Origin of the sequence: Azospirillum cavernae (assembly GCF_003590795.1) — a bacterium.
Classification (GTDB): domain Bacteria; phylum Pseudomonadota; class Alphaproteobacteria; order Azospirillales; family Azospirillaceae; genus Azospirillum; species Azospirillum cavernae.
Genome location: NZ_QYUL01000001.1, coordinates 1462602 through 1481218, shown reverse-complemented (window position 1 = coordinate 1481218; position 18617 = coordinate 1462602). Strand labels below are relative to the sequence as shown.

Here is an 18617-nt window from a genome sequence, read left to right as displayed (position 1 = left end):
TCTCCTGACGGACTGCCTCACAGTCAGTTTGACGGCGGAGAGGGCGGCGCTCCTGCGCAGAAAAATATTTATCTCAAATTTTGTCCATCTTCCCGGCGCGCGGTCACACCCGACCCCAGACGCGGCGGCGCTCCAGCGCGTCGACGGGGACGATTTCGGTGCCGATGGGCCACAGCGCCAGCATGGCCAGCTTCAGATGCGCCCAGGCGAAGGGCAGGCCGATGATGGTGATCGCCAGACCGACGGCGGCGAACAGATGGCCCAGCGCCAGCCACCAACCGGCGAACACGAACCAAAGAATGTTGCCGATGAAGCCCAGGCCGCCGGTGCCAAGGTCGCCGCGCCCCCGAATTTCGTCGCGCCGCACGGCGGTCTGGCCGAAGGGCAGCAGCGTGTAATGGGCGATGGTCAGGGCGGAGCGCGCCCAAGGCAGGCCGATGATCGACACCGCCATCAGCAGCGCGGCGATCAACCAGCCCAGCGCCATCCAGACGCCGCCGGTGACGACCCACAAAACATTGAGGAGGAAGCTGAACACGGGCATGGCGGGGGTACTCCTTCTGGAACCCTCATGTGGGGATGGTCTTTCGGCCCGTCGAGAGGGGACAAGCGGGAAATGCGCGGGCGCGGCGGGCGCCGTCAAAAAAGAACGAAAGGTGTGCAGACGGGCTTCAGCGAGTCGCGCCGCGTGCTATACAAGACGCCGCCGCACAGGAAAGCCGTGATCCCATGTCCGACCATTTCGACGATGACCCGCTGAGCAGCGCCGCTTTTGAGCGGAGCGCCGTTCCGACTCCGGCCCAACGCTTCGCCTATCTCGACGGGCTGAATCCGTCGCAGCGCGCGGCGGTGGAGGCGTTGGACGGGCCGGTGCTGGTGCTGGCCGGGGCGGGGACCGGCAAGACAAGGGTGCTGACCACCCGGCTGGCCCATCTGTTGATGACGCGGCGGGCGGCGGCCTTCCAAATTCTGGCCGTGACCTTCACCAACAAGGCGGCGCGGGAAATGCGCGAGCGCGTCGCCGCCCTGGTCGGGATCGAGCCGGAAGGCTGGTGGCTTGGCACCTTCCACGCGCTGGCCGCGCGCATCCTGCGCCGTCACGCCGAACTGGTCGGGCTGAAATCGAACTTCACCATTCTGGACACCGACGATCAGATCCGCCTCATCAAGCAATTGCTGGAGGCCGAGAACATCGACGCCAAGAAATGGCCGCCGCGCCAAGTGCTGGGCGCCATCGAACGTTGGAAGGATCGCGGCCTGACGCCCGACCGGCTGAACGACAGCGACGGCGGCGACGTCGCCGACGGCCGGGTGGTGGCGATCTACCGCGCCTATCAGGAGCGGCTGCGCACGCTGAACGCCTGCGACTTTGGCGATCTGCTGCTGCACACGCTGGTGATCTTCCAGAAGCACCCGGATGTGCTGGCCGAGTATCACCGTAAGTTCAAATATCTTCTGGTCGATGAGTATCAAGACACCAACGTCGCACAATATTTGTGGCTTCGTATATTGTCTCAGTCTCACAAGAACATCTGCTGCGTGGGCGATGAAGATCAGTCGATTTACGCGTGGCGCGGCGCCGAAATCGGCAACATCCTGCGTTTCGAGACCGATTTCCCCGGCGCCACCATTGTCAAGCTGGAGCAAAATTACCGTTCGACCGGGCATATTCTGGCAGCCGCGTCGGGCTTGATCGCCCACAACCAGGGGCGGCTTGGCAAGACGCTGTGGACCGAGGCCGACGGCGGCGAGCCGGTGCGGGTCAAGGCGCTGTGGGACGGCGAGGAGGAGGCCCGTTGGGTCGGCGAGGAGATCGAAGCGCTCCAGCGCAAGGGAACGCCGCTGTCGCAGGTCGCCATTCTGGTGCGCGCCGGATTCCAGACCCGCGAGTTTGAAGAGCGTTTCATCACGCTGGGGATGCCCTACAAGGTGCTTGGCGGGCCGCGCTTTTACGAGCGGCAGGAAATCCGCGACGCGATGGCTTATTTCCGGGTGGTCAATTCGCCCGACGACGATCTGGCCTTTGAGCGCATCGTCAATCTGCCCAAGCGCGGCGTCGGCCCCGCCGCCATGCAGACGCTCTACACAGCCGCCCGCGCGCGCGGCGCGCCGCTGACCGAAGCGGCGTGGCTGCTGACCGACACCGACGAGTTGAAGCCCAAGCTGCGCAGCACTCTGCGCGGCCTGTTGCAGGATTTTTTCCGTTGGCGGACCATGCTGGAAACCGTGCCGCACACGGAAATGGCGCGGATCATCCTGGACGAATCCGGCTACACCAAGATGTGGCAGGAGGACAAAACCGCCGAAGCGCCGGGCCGCCTGGAAAATCTGAAGGAACTCGTCACCGCGATGGGCGATTTCGAGACGCTGGCGGGCTTCCTGGAGCATGTCGCCTTGGTGATGGAAAACGCCGAGGCCGCCGGGGTTGATCAGGTCACGGTGATGACCCTGCACGGGGCCAAGGGGCTGGAGTTCGACCGCGTCTTTCTGCCCGGCTGGGAGGAGGGTGTGTTCCCCAACCAGCGCGCGCTGGACGAAACCGGCGTCGCCGGGTTGGAGGAGGAGCGGCGGCTCGCCTATGTCGGGCTGACCCGCGCGCGCAAGCGGGCCTATGTCAGCCACGCCGCCAACCGGCGGCTGTACGGCAATTGGGTCAGCGCGCTGCCGTCGCGCTTCGTGGACGAATTGCCGCAGAGCGACGTCGAGACGGAGGCCGCGCCCGGTCTGCATCCTGGCGGCGCCGGGGCGGCGTTCCGCGACGCGATGGGCGGCTTTGGCGGCGGCGGCTTCCAATTCCGTGGACAGACCCGCCAGCCCCCCGCGCCAAAAACCATCACGCTGGACCAGGGCGCCTACGCCGTCGCCCCTCGCGCCCGGCCCGAAGCGGCCTTTGATAAGGGTTCCCGCGTATTCCACCAGAAATTCGGCTATGGCACCGTGGTTGGCGTGGAGCAGGACAAGCTGGAGATCGCCTTCGATCAGTCTGGCGCCAAGAAGGTGATGGACAGCTTCGTCGTCCCGGCTGAAAAAGCGGGTTGACCGCCCAACCGTTGGGCGAGCTTCCTGTGATGGCCGTCACAGCGTTGTGACCGCCGTCCGGGGCAGTCTCCCTGCGGTCGGTGCATGGAGGGCGCGTTTCGTGTTTGGCAAGGGCAGCACCAGCTACGAGGTTCAAAGCCGTCGGGACGGGCGTTGGCGCATCGAAGGCGCTTTCACCGATCAAGAGGCGTCGCTGTCCTGCGCCCGCTCGCAGCTCATGGCCGGTGGGGTCGAAGAGGTCAAGGTCATCAAATTCCGCACCCTGGCTGGTCTTGGCCTGGAAACGGTGATCCTGCACAAGAAGGCGCCGGAGAACAAAGGCAAGCCGCTGATGCTGGGCGGCACGGCGGAAGGCGCGCCGGTCTGCCGGACCCTGGATGATTTGCGCGGCTTTGAAAGCCGGGTGGTGATCGGTCGGTTGCTGCGCCCCTTCCTGGATCGTCAACGCATCACGCCGACCGAACTGCTGCATTCCTGGCCGCATTTCCGCAAATTGGACGAGCAGGGCGCGCTGCTCAGCGCCGCCATCCACGCCACGGCCCGGCATCACGCCGACCTGCATGGCATGGTTGTTCCGACGCGGGTGAAGGAGATCCGGCGCTTGGTGGACGCCGCCGCCGCGCAGGCCCGCGATTTTCTGGCCGAGCGCAAGCGGTTGCCCAGCTTCAACGCCCGTGACCTGGACGACACCAGCCGCCGAATCGACGCGGAGGTGGGGGTTGAGGGGCACGACGCTGTGTTCCTCAGCCTGCTGACCCTGCATATGGTTGAAGGGGGCACTCTGGGCGGCAAGCTGGACGTGCTGCTGGACCTGATTGACGAGGACACCGGGCCGCGCCATCTGGAACTGATCGACGGCGTGATGGCCGATGTGCTGGGATCCGCCGACACCTTGAAGGAGTTGCTGGGGCCGCAGCCCAGTCTGGTCATGGGTTTGTGCGCGCTGGTCGATTCGCTCTATGGCCGCAACCCCGATCCGATGATCCCGCAGCCGACGGTCGCCCTGTCGCAGGTGTGCGACATGGCCCTGCGCGGACGGGCGCCGCTGTGCCAGATCGTGCTGATTGATCGGATACGGCAAGCGTTGCTCAGCGACCAACCGCTTGATCGTCGCGACGTGAAGTCGGAAGGGGTCTTGATCCAAAGCCTGACCCAACGGCTGAAGGGACCGCAGGGCGAACTGTTGGGCGGGTCGGTGGTCGCCAAGGCGCTGGACCGCCGCATGGTCCGTCATCGCCAGACCGTTTTGCGCGATCAGGGCATGCATGACATCGCCGACCGCCTGTCGGCGGGCTGAACGTTAGGTTTCGCGGGGCGTCGGACGGATCGCGCCCGTCATGGGAAATTCACATGACCGGCCTCGGGGGCGCTCCTAAACAGGGAGCGTCGCATCCTGCCCGCAAGTCCGCTTGCCAGCCCCGAGGATTCATCATGCTGTCGTCCGTCTTCTCCGCCCGCTCCGCGCGCCGGACCGCCGTCGCTTTGGCTGTCTCCATGGTGATGGTCGCCGGTGGCGCCTCCGCCCAGGGCGTGACGCCCTTTTCCTTCGGCCTGTGGGGCGATCTGCCCTACGCCAAGAACGGCGACGGGCCGAAGATGCGGCGGTTGATCGACAACATGAACGCCGCCGACATCGCCTTTTCGGTGTTTGACGGCGACACCAAGGACGGCAGCTCCGAATGCGCGAACGCCAGCTACGCCGATGCGGTGGCGCTGTTCGATTCGCTGAAGCGCCCGATGATTTATGTTCCCGGCGACAATGAATGGACCGATTGCCACCGTTTGAACAACGGGGGCTATGACAATTTGGAACGGTTGGACCACATCCGCAAAACCATGTTCGCCACCAACCAGAGCTTTGGCCAATCGAAGCTGACGTTGGAGCAGCAGGGCAAGCCCGGCGAGAAATTTTCCGAAAACACCCGTTTGATTCACAACGGAATCGTCTTCGTTGGACTGAACATCCCCGGCAGCAACAACAACAAGGTGCTGGACGACAAGGATTGCACCAAGAAGAGCGCCCGCAAGGCCGACCAATGCGCCGCTGACAACGCCGAGTATGAGGAGCGCGACGCCGCCAACATCGCCTGGATGAAGGAGGCGTTCGTCAAGGCCAAGGCGCTGAAGGCGCCGGGCGTGGCGCTGACCTTTCAGGCCGATCTGGGCTTTGATCTGCCGGAAACCGAGGACAAGGACGAGCGCAAAAATTCCAACGTCGACGGGTATGACCGTTTCATCGACGCTCTGCTGGTCGAGGCCAAGAGCTATGACGGGCAAATCCTGGTCGTTCATGGCGACACCCATTTCTTCAAGGTGGACAAGCCGTTCATCAACCAAGCGAACCTGATCCCCAACGTCACCCGTGTGGAAACCTTCGGCAGCCCCAACGCCCATTGGGTGAAGGTGGACGTCGATCCGACGGCGCGCGAATTGTTCATCGTTCATCCGATGATTGTTCCCGGCAACTGACTGGGCGCGGCTGAGAACCGGGCGGGGCGCGCAATTCTCTTGGTTTCGGGAAGAGTGGGCGGTTAAAAAGCAGCGGTTGTCTGTGGTCGTCCTGGAAAGCCCCCGCTCATGTCCCCGAATTTGCTCTGGCGCATCGCGCTCGTCGTTCCCGAAGCCCATGCCCCGGCCTTCGCCGAAGCGGTGGGCGATCACGCCGACGCGGTGTCCACCTTCGAGCTGGAAGAGGGCGGCAACTGGCTGGTCGAGGCGACCATCCATGGCCAGCCGGACGAACCCCGGCTGGTCTCCCGCGTCGCCGTTCTGGCCCAGGCGGTCGGCATCGACGAACCCAAGGTCATCATCGAAAGCCTGCCGATGATTGATTGGGTGTCGCACAGCTACCAGGGCTTTCCGCCGATCCGCGCCGGGCGCTTCTTCGTCCATGGCTCGCATCATGAGGGCGGCGTCCCGGCGGGCAGCGTCTCGCTGCTGGTGGACGCCGCGACCGCGTTTGGCACGGGGGAGCATGGCTCGACCAACGGATGCCTTCAGGCGCTTGACCGCTTGTCGCGTCATCTGAAGCTGCCGCGCGGCGGGCGGGGCGGGGCGCTCGACATGGGTTGCGGCTCCGGCATTCTGGCGCTGGCGGTGGCCAAGCGTTGGCGCGTGCCGGTGACGGCGGTGGACATCGACCCGGAGGCGGTGCGCGTCACCCGCATCAACACTGCGATCAATGGTTTGCAGGGCCGGATCCGCTCGCAAGGCGGCGACGGCTATCACACCCGTCTGGTCGGCCGACACAAGCCCTACACCCTCATCACCGCGAACATTCTGGCCCGCCCGCTGGCCCGCATGGCCCCGCAACTGCGTCGTCATCTGAAGAAGGGCGGTTACGCGGTGTTGGCCGGTCTGTTGAACCGGCAGGAACGCCACGTCATCCAGGCCCACCGGAATCAGGGCCTGCGTCTGGTCGCCCGCATCCCGGTCGGCGAATGGACCACGCTGGTGGTCAAGCGCTGAAAACTGGCGCTGAGATCGGGCGGGTTCAGCCTTCGATGCCCCCTCCCTAACCCTCCCCCGCTTGCGCGGGAGAGGGAAAACCGCCGCGCGCGGACAAAGCTCCTGCCCCCTCTCCCGCGTCAGCGGGGGAGGGATGGGGAGGGGGCGGCCCAACCCGTCGGCTCCGCCAAAAAACACCACGCCAGCCGCTTGCGCGCGCGCGCGGAGGTGCCTAGCCTGACGCGGTCTGACCGATTCCGGTCGCCACCGTTTCAAGGAATCTCCCGCCGTGTCCAGCCCCTATCGTGGCGATGACGCCCTGGCCTCCCTGCTGACCGCCGCCAATGTTTCACAGACTCCCGCCGACATCCGGGCGCTGTTGGCGGGCGTGCTGGCCGCTCCGGCCAGCCACGATCCCGCCGATTGGCTGCTTCTGGTGGGGCAGGGGCTGCCCGCCGACCTGATCGAACAGCTTCAGGCGTTGAAGGCCGCTTTGGCCGACGCCCCGGCGTCTGCGCCGTCCGACGCCGCCCAACGTTTGGCCGACCTGCGCGCCGTGCTGAAACGGCGTGAGTTGGACGGCTTCGTCGTGCCGCGCGGCGACGAGCATCAGGGCGAGTATGTGCCGCCGCGCGCCCAGCGTCTGGCTTGGCTGACCGGCTTCACCGGATCGGCGGGCAACGCGGTGGTGATGGCGGAACGCGCCGCGATCTTCGTCGATGGCCGCTACACGCTTCAGGCGCAGACCGAGGTTCCGACCCAGTATGAGCGCAAGCATCTGGTCGAAGATCCGCTGACCGACTGGGTGGCGGGCGCGCTGCCGATGGGCGGGCGGCTGGGCTATGATCCGTGGCTGCACACCGTCGGTTGGGTCGAAAAGACCCGCGCGGCGCTGGAGCGCGACGGAATCCAGTTGATCGCCTGCGAGGACAACCCGCTGGATCAGGTGTGGCCGGACCAGCCCCCGGCCCCCCTGTCGCCGGTGACGCCGCAGGACATCGCCTTCACCGGCGACAGCGCCGCCGACAAGCGCGCCCGTCTGGCCAAGGGGCTGGCCGACAAGGGGCTGGCCGCCGTTGTGCTGACCCAACCCGACAGCGTCGCGTGGCTGCTCAACATCCGGGGCGCGGATGTGCCCTGCACGCCGTTCCCGCTGTCCTTCGCCATTCTGAACCAGGACGGCGCGGTCGATCTGTTCCTCGATCCGCGCAAGCTGGCGCCGCAAACCCGCGTCCATCTGGGCAATCAGGTCCGCGTGCGTCCGGTGGCGGAGTTCGGTCCGGCGCTGGACGCGGTCGGGCGCGGCGCGCGGGTGCTGGCCGATCCGTCCTGCACCTCGGCCTGGGTGTTCGACCGGCTGCATCTGGCGGGCGCGACGGTGGAGCGCGACGCCGACCCCTGCGCCTTGCCGAAGGCGTGCAAGAACGCGGCGGAATTGGCGGGAACCCGCGCCGCCCACGCCCGCGACGGCGCCGCCCTGGTCCGCTTCCTCCACTGGTTCGCCGGAGAGGCGCCGAAGGGGGAGCTGACCGAATTGGCGGTGGTGGACCGGCTGCTGGCCTTCCGCCAGAGCAACGCGCTGTTTTCCGGCTTGAGCTTTGACACCATCGCCGGGGCCGGGCCGAACGGGGCCATCGTTCATTACCGCGTCACCCCCGACAGCGACCGGCGGATCGAGCCGAACAGTTTGTTCCTGCTGGACAGCGGCGCGCAATACCGCGACGGCACCACCGACGTCACCCGGACGCTGGCGGTCGGAACCCCCAGCCCCGAGATGAAGGACCGCTTCACCCGCGTGCTGAAGGGCCACATCGCGCTCTCCACCGCCCGGTTCCCGCGCGGCACCACCGGATCGCAGCTCGACGCGCTGGCGCGCCTGCCCTTGTGGCGGGCCGGGTTGGATTACGACCACGGCACCGGCCATGGCGTCGGCAGCTTCCTGTCGGTGCATGAGGGGCCGCAGCGGATCTCCAAGGTCGGCAACACGGTCGCCCTGCAACCCGGCATGATCCTGTCCAACGAGCCGGGCTACTACAAGACCGGCGCTTACGGCATCCGCATCGAAAACCTCGTCGTCGTCCAGCCGGTCGAGGTCGAGGGGGCCGAGCGCCCGACGCTGGGGTTTGAGCCGCTGACCCTGGCCCCGATTGACCGCGCGGTGATCGACACGGCGCTTCTCGATCCGGACGAAATCGCCTGGATCGACGCCTATCATGCGCGTGTGTGTGAGTCGTTGACGCCGCTGTTGGATGCGGAGGTTGCGGTCTGGTTGGCCGCCGCAACCGCGCCGCTGATCGCCGCGTCGTAAATGAGAATTTGGGCGAATGAAGCGGATTTGGCGGAACGCGTGGCTGCGGTGAAAACAGCCCGTGCGTTCGTCGGGGGAATCTGGCAAGGTCCCGACCTGTTCGGTAACCCCTTCTTTACCAGCCTGCTTCACTGTGTCTCAAAGGGATGACTTTTCAGAAAAGTTAGGGCATCACAGTTGGCACACACTTCCCGGATTACGGCGCGGCCCTGCGCCGGGTGAGCGTAACGCCGGACCATCCACCGGCAACGGACTTATGCGGAGACGTCTAGATGAAGATCCTCGTCGTCGATGATTACGCCACCATGCGGCGCATCGTGCGGAACCTGTTGACCCAGATCGGCTACACCGACATCGACGAGGCCGGCGACGGCGTGTCGGCGTTGGCGAAGCTGCGTGAGAGCAAGTTCGGCCTCATCATCTCCGACTGGAACATGGAGCCGATGACCGGCCTCCAGCTCCTCAAGGAAATCCGCGCCGATGCGAAGCTGGCGCCGACTCCGTTCATCATGGTCACGGCCGAAAGCAAGACCGAGAACGTGATCGCCGCCAAGCAGGCGGGCGTGAACAATTACATCGTCAAGCCGTTCAACGCGGACACCCTGAAGATGAAAATCCAGGCGGTTATCGGCGGCTGACGCAGAGGGTTGGGGGAGTGGACGGGTTGGAGCAGCTTCCACAGCTGTCCGAGGAAGAGTTCGAGCAGATCGAAGAAGCGATCGCTCGATCGACCAAGGGGCGGGCTTTCTTGCGTCGTCTCCATCGCCGGTCCCTGGGGGCCGCGACGGAAGAGGTACGCGCCATGCTCCAGGAGTTCCGCACGTCCTGGAGCCGCCAGAGCGAGGCCGTGGAAGCTGGCAAGCATGTCGGCGTTTTGCGGCGCGAGCTGATGGAAATGGCGGCGTCCATCGAACAGGCCCGGCGGGAGGTCGCAGCGTTGCGGCCAGCCGACGGGGCTGGCGACAAGATCCTCTCCGCCACCAACGAGCTGGACGCCATCGTGATCTCGACCGAGCGCGCCTCGTTCGAGATCCTGAACGCGGCCGAGCGGCTGATGGATTTGTCCAGCAAGCTGCGGGCGGCGGGAGCCGATTCGGACCTGTGCGGCGAGATCGACGGGGAGGTGAACAACATCTTCACCGCCTGCTCGTTCCAGGATCTGACCGGCCAACGCACCAGCAAGGTGGTGAACGCGCTTCGCTACATCGAACAGCGCGTCATCGCCATGATCAACATCTGGGGCGAGGATGGCATGGCCGGGATGGCCATCGCCGAAGAGAACACCGACAAACGGCCCGACGCGCATCTGCTGAACGGTCCGCAGTTGGAAGGGCATGGCGTCAGTCAGGCGGATGTCGACAGCATGTTCGACAGCCCCGCGATGGCGCCGCCACCTCCTCCCCCCCCGCCGCCGCCGCCCGATCCGGTGGCGACCAGTCCGGTGAAGTCCAGCCAGTCGGACATTGACAACATGTTCGACAGTCCGGCCCCCGCCGCTCCGGTGAAGTCCAGCCAGTCGGACATCGACAGCATGTTCGACAGCCCGGCTCCGGCCCCCAAACCGGCGGAACCGGCGGCGAAAAAGCCGGTTCCCAAGCCGCCTGGCCCGTCGATCAAGGCCAAGCCCGCGCCAAAACCGGCTCCACCTCCGCCTCCGGCGGCGGATGAGCCGCCAACCCCTCTCGATCAGGCGGCGATCGACGCTCTGTTTGGATGACCCGCTCGCGGGGCTTCGGGCGGAGTCGGTCAAGGGTGGAACACGCGGAGCGGGGCAGGCGGGGATCCGGCGCACGTTCACGTTAGCGGTGTGTGCGCGACAACCAAGCGACGGCGCGCGGTCTTTCCGCCCGTCTCATTCGACCACTCAAGGCCGAGCGCGGCCATTCGACAAAGGCGGGACCGAGAATGAAGCAGATGTCCAAGCCCTTCATGGCCGAGCTTCAGAAGGCCCGCAAGACGGGAAATCCCTTCAAGGCGCTGTCCGATGATTCGGTGGCTGCGTCGGCTCCGGCGCTGGCCGCCCCGGTCCAGGCCGTTGAGTTGGACAACACCGAAGTTTTGCGCGCCATCAGCACGCTGGGCGAAAAGCTTGACCGCTTCTTGACGATGGACGCGGCGCAGATCGACCAAATTCAGGTCGAAATCGCCGACATTTCCGGCAAGATCAAGGCCACCAAGGTTGAAATGGCGGCCATCCGCCATCCGCTGTCGGGTGGCGAAGACAAGTTCCAGCAGGCCAGCCAGGAGTTGAGCGCCGTCGTCTCCGCGACCGAGGCCGCGACCAACACCATCATGGCCTGCGCCGAAGAGTTGGACGAGGTGGTGTCGGAGCTGAAAGCGTCGCTGCCCGAAGGCTATCAGCGCGACCGCGTCAACGACATGACCGACGTCATCGTCCGCATCTATGAGGCCTGCAACTTCCAGGATTTGACCGGCCAGCGCATCACCAAGGTGGTTCGCGCCATGTCCTTCATCGAAGAGCGCGTGGACGCGATGATGGGGCTGTGGAACAAGCGCGAATTCGAAGCGATGCCGCTGCCGCCGTCCGTCACGAAGCGGGACGAGAATCTCGACCTGCACGGCCCCGCCGAAGCCACCCCGGACAGCGGAAACATCAGCCAGGCCGACATCGACGCGCTGTTCGGCTGACGTCCATCCGCGTTTCATCACAGCCCGCGCCCCCTGGATCCCCGAGAACCACTTGCTGCGCCCGCACCTTGGCGTGCTATACAGGGGCAACGCTGAAAGAGCTTATGACGACGATGCTGCCTCGCTCCTATCGCCTGCCGCTGACGGCCATTCTCCTGTCCGCCACGCTCGCCGCCTGCTCCTCCACCAAGGAGGACGCCTATGTCGAGCGTCCCGCCGATCAGCTTCTCTCCGAAGCCGATCTGGCGATGAAGGAGGACGCCTTCAAGAAGGCGGCCAAGCTCTACGACGAGGTGGAGCGCCAGCACCCCTATTCGGAATCGGCCAGCAAGGCGCAGCTTCTCGCCGCCTACGCCCATTACCAGGATTTGAAGTATGACGACGCCATTCTGGCGCTCGACCGCTTCATCCAGCTTCATCCGGGCAGCCCGGACATCGCCTACGCCTATTACATGCGGGCGCTGTCCTATTACGAGCAGATCACCGACGTGCGCCGCGATCAGCGGATCACCCGGTTGGCGCTCGATTCGCTGTCCGAAGTGGTCCGCCGCTTCCCCGACAGCCAATACGCCCGCGACGCCAAGCTGAAGATCGACCTGACCAACGACCATCTGGCCGGCAAGGAGATGGAGGTCGGACGCTTCTACCTGCGCCAGCAGCAATACACCTCGGCCATCGGGCGCTTCCGCGTGGTGGTGGAGAATTACCAGACGACGTCCCACGTCGCCGAGGCGCTGCACCGCTTGGTGGAATGCTATCTGGCGCTGGGCGTGACCGACGAAGCCAAGACCGCCGCAGCCGTGCTCGGCCACAACTTCCCCGGTAGCGAATGGTACACGGACAGCTACGCTCTTCTGGTGGACGCCAAGCTCACCCCCGAGCGAAACGAGAAATCGTGGCTCAGCAAAGCCTGGAACTCTCTGTTCTAGGACGCTCGATGCTGGCGTCCTTGACGATCCGGGACGTCGTCCTGATCGAAAAGCTGACTCTGTCGTTCCGGCGGGGCCTGTGCGCCCTGACCGGCGAGACCGGAGCGGGAAAATCCATCCTGCTTGACGCGCTGGGCTTGGCGCTGGGCGCGCGGGCCGAATCCGGGCTGGTGCGCCATGGGGCTGATCAAGCCTCCGTCACCGCCGAGTTCGAACTGTCGGGCGACCATCCCGCTTTCGCCATCCTGAAAGAGCAGGGGTTGGACGCCGAAGAGCGTCTGGTGGTGCGCCGCACCGTCAGCGCCGACGGGCGCAGCCGCGCATGGGTGAACGATCAGGCGGTCGGCGTCGCTCTGCTGAAAAAATTGGGGGAGGAACTGGTCGAGGTTCACGGCCAGTTCGACACCCACGGCCTGCTGAATCCGCAGACCCATCGCGGTGTGCTGGACGCTTACGCCGGGCTGTCGACCCAGGCGGCCCAGGTCGCCGCCGCCCATCGGGCGTGGCGGCAGGTTGAAGACGCCCGCCATTCCGCCGCCGCCGACATCGCCCGCGCCCGCTCGGAGGAGGAGTATCTCCGCCACGCGGTGGCCGAGTTGGACGCCCTGTCGCCCAAGCCGGGGGAAGAGGCCGAACTCGCCGAATCGCGCGCCGTGCTGATGCACCGCGAAAAGCTGATGGACGGCTTGAACGCCGCCTATGGCGAGTTGTCGGGGGATCGCGGCGTCGAACGGGCCTTGGCGTCGGCCATCCGCACGCTGTCGCGTCTGGCCGACAAGGCCGGAGGCGCTCTGGATCCGGTGATCGCCGCGCTGGACCGCGCCGCGACCGAGGCGGCGGACGGCATCGCCGGGCTGCAAGCGGTGTCCAGCGGCGTAGACATGGATCCGCGCGCCCTGGAAAAGCTGGAAGACCGCCTGTTCGCCCTGCGCGCCGCCGCCCGCAAACATGGCGTGGCGGTGGACGCGTTGGCCGCCCTGCGCGAGGAAATGGCCGGACGCTTGCTGTTGATCGAGGATCAAGGCGATCTGCTGACCCGGTTGGCCAAGGAAGCCGCCGTGGCGCGCGGCGCCTACCACAGCGCCGCCGAAGCCTTGAGCGCCGCGCGTCGTGAGGCGTCGGGCCGTTTGGACGCGGCGGTGGCGGTGGAACTGACGCCGCTGAAGATGGACAAGGCGAAATTCCGCACGCTGGTCGAATCGCTGGACGAATCCGAATGGGCGGCGGCGGGCGTTGATCGCGTGGCCTTCCAGGTCTCGACCAATCCCGGCGCGCCGTCCGGCGCCTTGAACAAGATCGCGTCTGGTGGCGAACTGGCCCGCTTCATGCTGGCCTTGAAGGTGGTTCTGGCCCAGACCTCCACCGTCGGCACGCTGGTGTTTGACGAGGTGGACACTGGCATTGGCGGCGCCGTGGCCGCCGCCGTCGGCGACCGTCTGGCGACGCTGGGTCACGGGCTTCAGGTTCTGGTGGTCACACACAGCCCGCAGGTGGCGGCGCGCGGCGCCGTTCATCTGAAGGTGCAGAAAACCCAAAGCGGGGAGCAGGTGACGACGGGCGTCGCCGAATTGGACGGCGACGAACGCCGCGAGGAAATCGCCCGCATGCTGTCCGGCGCGACGGTGACGGCGGAAGCCCGCGCGGCGGCGGACAGCCTGATCGCTGGGCGAGGGTAAGAGAGGGCGCTCTATTGGCCCTCTTCACCGCGAAAGATCTCTGGAAGGTTTCGCGCGCCGTGCACGACATGCAGCACGACAACGCTTGTGTCGCTAATGTCATAGAAAATCAGATAGTTGCCGTGTGGGAAGCAATGAACGCCGTCTCGGACGTCGTCGCGCCGCTTTCCCATATGCGGGAAGCGGGAGAGCTGGCGGCATTTGACGTCAAGGTTCACAAGCCAGTTTTGGGCGGCGGCGGGGTTGTCCGCTTTTATCAAATCAATGATGGTGTCGATGTCGTCTTCGGCTGCTGTGGAATAGACAAGAGCCTTCATGGCTGCTTTTCGAGCTTTGGAAAATGTTTGGATTTTAAACGGGCGAACATGTCGTCGCCGTCCACGATCCGACCAGCGGCGGCGTCGGCCCGCCCGCGGTCAACTCCGGCCCGGACGGCTTCCATCCACTCTTCTTGAGTTGGCTCCTGCACCTCCAACGTGATCCGAACCCGCGCCGTGGGAAGCAGGCCATGGGGGAGAAGGGCGACAAGCTCCGCCGGAAGCGCGTCGGCGCGCATGGTTGTGGTGGCGCTGTCCGGCATAGTTCGGGTGTTCCTTTTGCGCATGGACGAAGTCTACCCTCATCCGATTCGACACGCCAGACACGCCGACGACGCGTCAAGCCACGCCATCACCCGGCCCATGTCCCGCTCCGCCCTACGCGCTTGGCGCCGCCTGTTTCCAGTAATTCCAGCCGCCTAACCGCAGGCCGACGGCGAAGCTGGTGAAGGGGATGCGCAGTTCGATGTCGCGGGGCTGAAAGAAGGTCAGCCGTTCGGGTTCGCCGGTCGGGCCGAATTCCAGCCGCGCGCCCTTGGGATCCTGGGCGAACTCGTCGCTCATCACCTGCCAGATCTCCAGATCGCCGTCATGGTTGGTGATCTTGTATTGGCCGCAACGCCAGACCGCCGATTCGCCGACATTGCCCTCGACAACTTTCTTGTCGCCCTCCATGCGGACGTCGCCGACTCCGGCGGCCTCGCCCTTCATGGACGGTCCCTGCGATTCGGCGCGGAAGCCCAGGCGCAGCCAAGCGGATCGGCTGTGCGGAATAAGCCGACGCACCGTCGCCGCGTCCTCCCGGCTGAACTGGTCGGGATCGTCGTAGAAAATGCGGTCCAGCGTGGCGGCGATGACCAGCCGGTCGTCGATGCTCAGGCCGGAGGCGGGCGGTTGGGCCATGGGGCTTTCCGATGATGATCGCCAATGATGATCGCTTCCTGATTATACACCGCCGGACGGCGTTCGTCGCAAGTCGGGGAGAGACTCCCACCGGCGACGGGTTGGCGTTATGCTGCGCGGCCCAATTCTCCGGCACCCGACGAGACGCGCGATGATGGACCTGTTCGACACGCCTCCCAACCCCCGCGCCGTGGCCGTCGAGGCGCTGACGCCGGAGCAGGCGCGGGCCGACCTTGCCGATCTTGCCGCCGAGATCGCCCGCCACGACCAGCTTTATCACCAGCAGGACAAGCCGGAGATCAGCGACGCCGACTATGACGCGCTGGTCCGCCGCAACGCCGCCATCGAGGCGCGCTTTCCCGATCTGCGCCGCGCCGATTCGCCGTCGCTGCGGGTGGGGGCGGCCCCCGCCGCCGGGTTCGGCAAGGTGCGCCACGCCGTGCCGATGCTGTCGCTCGGCAACGCCTTCTCCGCCGAGGATGTCGGCGATTTCGTCGCGCGGGTCCGCCGTTTTCTCGGGTTGGAGGATGGCGCGGAGCTGCGCTTCGTCGCCGAACCGAAGATCGACGGGCTGTCCTGTTCCCTGCGCTACGAACGCGGCGAACTGGTGATGGCGGCGACGCGCGGCGATGGGGCGGAGGGGGAGAATGTGACCGCCAACGTCCGCACCATTCGCGACGTGCCGCACCGTCTGCCCGCGCCCTTCCCCGAGGTGCTGGAGGTGCGCGGCGAAATCTACATGGCGCGCGAGGATTTCAAGGCGATGAACGCCGCGCTGGTGGAGGCGGGGGAGGAACCCTTCGCCAACCCGCGCAACGCCGCCGCCGGGTCGCTGCGCCAGAAGGACGCCGCCGTCACCGCCGCGAGACCCCTGCGCTTCTTCGGCTACGCCCTGGGCGAACTGTCCGAACCCATCGCCGACACCCAATCGGGCGTGCGGGCGCGGTTGGAAGGCTGGGGGTTCGCGCTGAACCACCCGACGGCGCTGTGCGATGGGCCGGACGCGCTGATGGCGCATTACGAGTTGATCGGGCGGCGGCGGGCGGAACTGCCCTTCGACATCGACGGCGTCGTCTACAAGGTGGACAGCCTGGATTTGCAGCAGCGTTTGGGCTTCGTCAGCCGCGCCCCGCGCTGGGCCATCGCCCACAAATTCCCGGCGGAGCAGGCGCAAACCCGGCTGAAGGCGATCACCATCCAGGTGGGCCGCACCGGCGCGCTGACCCCGGTGGCGGAGTTGGAGGACATCACCGTCGGCGGCGTCGTCGTCAGCCGCGCCACCCTGCACAACGAGGATGAAATCGCCCGCAAGGACATCCGCGCGGGCGATCTGGTCATCGTCCAGCGGGCGGGCGACGTCATCCCGCAGATCGTCGGGGTGGTGCTGGACCAGCGCCCGGCGGACAGCCAACCCTATGAACCGCTGACCCATTGCCCGGTCTGCGGCAGTCTGGCGATGCGCGAGGCGGGGGAGGTGGTGCGCCGCTGCACCGGCGGCCTGATCTGCGACGCCCAGGCCAAGGAGCGGCTGCGCCATTTCGTCTCGCGCAACGCCTTCGATATCGAAGGGCTGGGCGAAAAGATCATTGAGGAGTTCTGGGACGCCGGTTTCATCAAATCCCCGGCGGACATCTTCACGCTGGAAGGCCGGGTGGAACTGATCGGGCGGCCGGGCTGGAAAGAGAAATCGGTCGAAAACCTGTTCGCCGCCATCAACCAGCGCCGCAACGGCATCGAGTTGCACCGCGTCATCTTCGCTCTCGGCATCCGCCACATCGGCGAGGTGACGGCGAAGTCTCTGGCCCGCCATTACGGCGCGATGGCGGAGTGGATCGCGGGGATGGAGCGGGCGGGCCGGGCGATGCCGGGCGCGGCGTGGCGCGATCTGCACGCGATCAACGGGGTGGGGCCGACCACGGTCAACGCCATTCTGGCGTGGTTCGCCGACCCCGACAGCGCAGCCAAGCTGGCCTTCTACGCCGGAAACGAAGCGCTGCGGCTGGAAACCATCATCACGTCGCTGGGGATCAAGCCGTTGAACAGCCGCGCCGCGCAGGCTCTGGCCGAGCGTTACGGCGCGCTCGACGCCTGGAGCGCGGCGATGCGCGACGCGGTGGACCATGCGCCAAAAGCTGATTGGAATGAACTGGTCTCCATCCCCGACGTGGGGGAGGTCGCGGCGGAAGAGGTCGCCTCCTTCTTCCAGGAGGACCGCAACCGCGCCGTCGTGCAGGCGCTGGCGGAGCGGCTGACCGTTCTGGCGGCGGAAGCGCCGAAGGTTGGAAACTCCCCGGTGGCGGGCAAGACGGTGGTCTTCACCGGCACGCTGGAAAAGATGACCCGGTCGGAGGCCAAGGCGCGCGCCGAGTCGTTGGGGGCCAAGGTGGCCGGGGCGGTGTCGGGCAAGACCGACTATCTGGTCGCCGGGGCCGACGCGGGCGGCAAGGCGGCGAAGGCGCGCGATTTGGGCGTGGAGATTCTCAGCGAAGACGAGTGGTTGGCGAAAATTGCGGGCTGACGGTTCCCGCCGTCGCCAAAATGTCGCATGAGGACGGACCCTGGTTGACGTCGGGTCAAGAACGCGCTGACATAAGAAAACGCTGCTGGACAGGACGATGGGCGGTCAACGCCCGCGCGCCACGGATTGGTTCGCCAGTCTTGTGGATCGGCAGACGTGAAGCAACGGCAAGGGACAAGGAAACGCCATGGAACCCATTCAATGGTCGCGCTGGATGAGCGTCGGCATCGACGATCTTGACGAGGATCATCGCGTCTTGATCGCCATCGTCAACAAACTCTCCGATGACGCCAACCGCCATGATCCCGCCGTGATCGAAGCCATTCTCGACGAACTGATCGCTTACACCCGCCATCACTTCGCCGCTGAAGAGGCGTGCATGATGCGGTCAAACTACCCGACCTTCACCGCGCACAAGGCGTTGCACGACGCGCTGACCCGACAGGTGGAAGCCTATCGCGACGGCTTCGTCGCCAACCGCGACGCCACCACCGGCGAAGAAGTGTTCGACTTTTGCGCGGAGTGGCTGGGTCGGCACATCCTGAAAGAAGACACCCGCTTTGGCGAGTATGCCGGGAACGGGGCGGCGTTGGTGTCGGCCAACATGGCGGGGTAGGGCGCGGCGTGAATCCGAGTCGGTCTACATTCTTCAGGATGTGGGTTAAGGCTGTCCAATAAAATATTGATAAAATTGAATCAATAGAGCGCGGCCCGCTCCGTTTTCACCGCTTCAAGCGCCTGTTCCCATCGGGACGGGCGTTTTTCGTTTGCGCGCTCTTCAGACGGGAGGGGAGGGCGCGTGGGAAAAGAAAATGCCCTCCCCGGTGGGGG

At 65.8% G+C, this 18617-nt stretch carries 16 protein-coding genes; 12 read left to right on the top strand and 4 right to left on the bottom strand.

The features are described 5' to 3' along the window. Nucleotides 1-103: 103 nt before the first annotated feature. Nucleotides 104-544, bottom strand: coding sequence for a YccF domain-containing protein (locus tag D3877_RS06810; protein WP_119829915.1), 441 nt, complete (start codon nucleotides 542-544; stop codon nucleotides 104-106). 185 nt (nucleotides 545-729) lie between these two features. Between D3877_RS06810 and D3877_RS06805 the strand changes: the two genes are divergently transcribed. The 10 genes from D3877_RS06805 (at nucleotide 730) to recN (ending at nucleotide 14048) form a co-directional block, all read left to right on the top strand. Further along, nucleotides 730-3039, top strand: coding sequence for an ATP-dependent helicase (locus tag D3877_RS06805; RefSeq protein WP_119829914.1), 2310 nt, complete (start codon nucleotides 730-732; stop codon nucleotides 3037-3039). A gap of 100 nt (nucleotides 3040-3139) precedes the next feature. Continuing rightward, nucleotides 3140-4336 (top strand): hypothetical protein, encoded by a 1197-nt coding sequence (locus tag D3877_RS06800; RefSeq protein ID WP_119829913.1) that lies wholly within the window; start codon nucleotides 3140-3142, stop codon nucleotides 4334-4336. 134 nt (nucleotides 4337-4470) lie between these two features. After that, nucleotides 4471-5508 carry a hypothetical protein gene (locus D3877_RS06795; protein WP_119829912.1) on the top strand — a complete coding sequence of 346 codons (1038 nt, stop codon included), beginning with the start codon at nucleotides 4471-4473 and terminating at the stop codon, nucleotides 5506-5508. A gap of 108 nt (nucleotides 5509-5616) precedes the next feature. Further along, entirely contained in the window at nucleotides 5617-6507 is an 891-nt protein-coding gene (locus tag D3877_RS06790) for a 50S ribosomal protein L11 methyltransferase (RefSeq protein WP_119829911.1), read from the top strand. Between the two features lie 268 nt (nucleotides 6508-6775). Continuing rightward, nucleotides 6776-8794, top strand: a complete 2019-nt coding sequence (locus D3877_RS06785) for a M24 family metallopeptidase (RefSeq protein WP_119829910.1) — start codon at nucleotides 6776-6778, stop codon at nucleotides 8792-8794. A gap of 272 nt (nucleotides 8795-9066) precedes the next feature. Then, nucleotides 9067-9432, top strand: coding sequence for a chemotaxis response regulator CheY (locus D3877_RS06780; RefSeq protein ID WP_119829909.1), 366 nt, complete (start codon nucleotides 9067-9069; stop codon nucleotides 9430-9432). 164 nt (nucleotides 9433-9596) lie between these two features. Beyond that, the gene (locus D3877_RS06775) at nucleotides 9597-10511 is read left to right on the top strand and encodes a protein phosphatase CheZ (protein ID WP_238474760.1); all 915 of its coding nucleotides are present in this window, start codon (nucleotides 9597-9599) and stop codon (nucleotides 10509-10511) included. A 188-nt stretch (nucleotides 10512-10699) separates the two neighbouring features. Then, nucleotides 10700-11443 carry a hypothetical protein gene (locus D3877_RS06770; RefSeq protein WP_119829908.1) on the top strand — a complete coding sequence of 248 codons (744 nt, stop codon included), beginning with the start codon at nucleotides 10700-10702 and terminating at the stop codon, nucleotides 11441-11443. A 113-nt stretch (nucleotides 11444-11556) separates the two neighbouring features. After that, nucleotides 11557-12372 carry an outer membrane protein assembly factor BamD gene (locus D3877_RS06765; RefSeq protein WP_119830836.1) on the top strand — a complete coding sequence of 272 codons (816 nt, stop codon included), beginning with the start codon at nucleotides 11557-11559 and terminating at the stop codon, nucleotides 12370-12372. Nucleotides 12373-12380: 8 nt separating this feature from the next. After that, entirely contained in the window at nucleotides 12381-14048 is a 1668-nt protein-coding gene (gene recN / locus D3877_RS06760; RefSeq protein WP_119829907.1) for a DNA repair protein RecN, read from the top strand. A gap of 11 nt (nucleotides 14049-14059) precedes the next feature. Here the strand turns inward: recN and D3877_RS06755 are convergent, their stop codons facing one another. The 3 genes from D3877_RS06755 to D3877_RS06745 all read right to left on the bottom strand — a co-directional run bounded on the left by D3877_RS06755 (nucleotide 14060) and on the right by D3877_RS06745 (nucleotide 15268). Then, nucleotides 14060-14365, bottom strand: a complete 306-nt coding sequence (locus D3877_RS06755) for a type II toxin-antitoxin system RelE/ParE family toxin (RefSeq protein ID WP_119829906.1) — start codon at nucleotides 14363-14365, stop codon at nucleotides 14060-14062. After that, a complete protein-coding gene (locus D3877_RS06750; RefSeq protein ID WP_119829905.1) occupies nucleotides 14362-14628 on the bottom strand; it encodes a hypothetical protein in 267 nt (88 codons plus the stop codon). Before D3877_RS06750 ends, D3877_RS06755 begins: the two co-directional genes overlap by 4 nt. A gap of 115 nt (nucleotides 14629-14743) precedes the next feature. Further along, a complete protein-coding gene (locus D3877_RS06745; protein ID WP_119829904.1) occupies nucleotides 14744-15268 on the bottom strand; it encodes a hypothetical protein in 525 nt (174 codons plus the stop codon). A 151-nt stretch (nucleotides 15269-15419) separates the two neighbouring features. On the opposite strand from D3877_RS06745, the gene ligA reads away from it, so the two are divergent. Both ligA and D3877_RS06735 read left to right on the top strand, forming a co-directional pair. Further along, the gene (gene ligA, locus D3877_RS06740) at nucleotides 15420-17786 is read left to right on the top strand and encodes an NAD-dependent DNA ligase LigA (RefSeq protein ID WP_119829903.1); all 2367 of its coding nucleotides are present in this window, start codon (nucleotides 15420-15422) and stop codon (nucleotides 17784-17786) included. Between the two features lie 187 nt (nucleotides 17787-17973). Then, nucleotides 17974-18402, top strand: coding sequence for a bacteriohemerythrin (locus D3877_RS06735; RefSeq protein ID WP_119829902.1), 429 nt, complete (start codon nucleotides 17974-17976; stop codon nucleotides 18400-18402). The last annotated feature ends 215 nt before the right edge of the window (nucleotides 18403-18617 follow it).